Annotated in this window: 2 protein-coding genes and 1 pseudogene; 2 read left to right on the plus strand and 1 reads right to left on the minus strand. The window is 57.5% G+C overall.

Annotation, left to right across the window (positions count from 1 at the left end; all coding sequences use genetic code 11):
- Positions 1 to 1030 (minus strand): 7TM diverse intracellular signaling domain-containing protein (locus ACESMB_RS12285; protein ID WP_372971662.1); only part of this gene is annotated, 1030 nt, incomplete at its 3' end.
- Between the two features lie 163 nt (positions 1031 to 1193).
- Here ACESMB_RS12285 and ACESMB_RS12290 point away from each other — a divergent pair.
- Both ACESMB_RS12290 and ACESMB_RS12295 read left to right on the plus strand, forming a co-directional pair.
- Positions 1194 to 1424 carry a DUF1653 domain-containing protein gene (locus ACESMB_RS12290; RefSeq protein ID WP_372926963.1) on the plus strand — a complete coding sequence of 77 codons (231 nt, stop codon included), beginning with the start codon at positions 1194 to 1196 and terminating at the stop codon, positions 1422 to 1424.
- Between the two features lie 112 nt (positions 1425 to 1536).
- A pseudogene (locus ACESMB_RS12295) lies at positions 1537 to 1795 on the plus strand (sodium:proton antiporter); the annotation flags it as partial.

The raw sequence follows: 1795 nt of genomic DNA on the forward strand, positions 1-1795 counted from the left end.
TTTTGCTGACCGCCATCACCAGATGACCCAACAGAAGTGGGGTCCAGGCCACAACGTAGAAGCCCGCAAGCACCTGCCCCCTTAACCAGACGACCAGTCCTATTATCCAGGTCAGGGGAGTGATGACAGCCGCCACCACACTGATAATGGCGACGGAAGTCTGATAGCTCCCGAACAGGCCATAGATAAAACAGCCGGCGCTGACCAGCACAATCAACTGCAGTAACCGGTGGGAGAGAGGACTGTATCTTCGTACCGCCAGGAAGCTCAACGTGAACATGGCGGCGAAGAAGATATTGGCGGAGATGGCGGGAGCCGTGAAATAGCGGTTCAGAGCCGGTAGGTCGGGCCACAACCACTGGAAAACCAGGCCATTGAAATTAAGCAGGACCAGTGCCGAGGCGATAACCGTGAGCACGTACCAGAGATAGGCCATGTGCCGTACAATCACAAAGACAAACAGATTGTACAGGGCCATGGAAATCATGATGCCCAGGAACATTGCCTGCCAACCGTAATCCAGCTGCTCGCCGGCCAGAAAGTCTGCCGACGCTATGACACGCGCCGGTATCTGCACGGAGCCTTCACTGCGAACCCGGACATAGGCCGTGGCAGGCTCCGTTTTGGCGGGTACCAGGAATACAAAATTACGGTGATGGATTGGCCGTGAATCAAACACACGACGGTCACCGGTGGCATGACGTTCCACTGGACTGCCACCGACAAACCAGTGGATCCGGACATCATCCAGCAGGGGATAACCGATCTCCAGCAAACGGTTGGCGGGATCCGCAGGTACCTCAACCCGTAACCAATAACTTCTGTCGCTGAAACCGAAATTCAGGGTTTCGTCCTCGGCCTTTGGCCGCCATTGCGATTCCGGCAAGGCGCGGATATCCTCGATGCCCATCTCCGCTTCCGGGGCTTCCACCCAGGCGAAAACAGCATCCTGTGCAACGGCCGAACCAGGCACCATCAGCAGCGCCAGCAGCAGTACGCGCAAGAATTGGCAGGCAACAGGAAATGTCATAGTGACCGCTTTACCAGGAACCAGAAAACTGAACTAGACTGACGAAGCCAACAATCAGCCCCGATGCCTCCCTGCATTCATTCGGTACAAGTCTATACGTTTGCACGGAGTACGTCCGCTGCAAAAAACACGTAGCCATAGGCTACGCGTGGAGAAGAATACAATGACTGACAGAAAAGCGGAACTCCGCCCCGGCCGATACCGCCACTACAAGGGCATGGACTACGAAGTCATCGGCGTGGCCCGGCACAGCGAAACCGAAGAACAGATGGTGGTCTATCGCTGCCTCTACGGCGATTACAGCCTGTGGGTAAGGCCTCTGGCGATGTTCCGCGAAACCGTGGAAATGGCCGGCGAGCTGGTGCCACGGTTTGCCTATGTAGGGGACAGGTAACGGTAATCACGGTTTTGACTGCGGCATCCGTTTCCGGCACATTAGCGCGTTTTCCTGAACTGCCCCCTGTTGCAGGGCGCTGACAGCCATCCCCGAAAGCCCGGAGTCTGCCATGAATGCCGTTGTTGCTGCGGTAACCATCATGCTCGTCCTGAGTTTGTGCCGCATCCACGTTGTAGTTGCCCTCATCATAGGCGCCGTTGCCGGCGGCCTGATCAGCGGCCTGTCACTGGACGCCACCATTGCCGCGTTCAACGAAGGCCTGGGAGGTGGCGCAACGGTCGCGCTTTCCTACGCCACCCTCGGAGCCTTCGCCGTCGCTATCGGCAAATCTGGCCTCGCCCACGCACTCGCCGACAAGGCCCTGGGCC

Source organism: Marinobacter sp., from assembly GCF_041686475.1.
Classification (GTDB): domain Bacteria; phylum Pseudomonadota; class Gammaproteobacteria; order Pseudomonadales; family Oleiphilaceae; genus Marinobacter.

Coding starts and splice junctions, on each gene's coding strand:
- ACESMB_RS12290 (WP_372926963.1), top strand. CDS start 1,194: ATGACTGACAGAAAAGCGGAACTCCGCCCCGGCCGATACCGCCACTAC.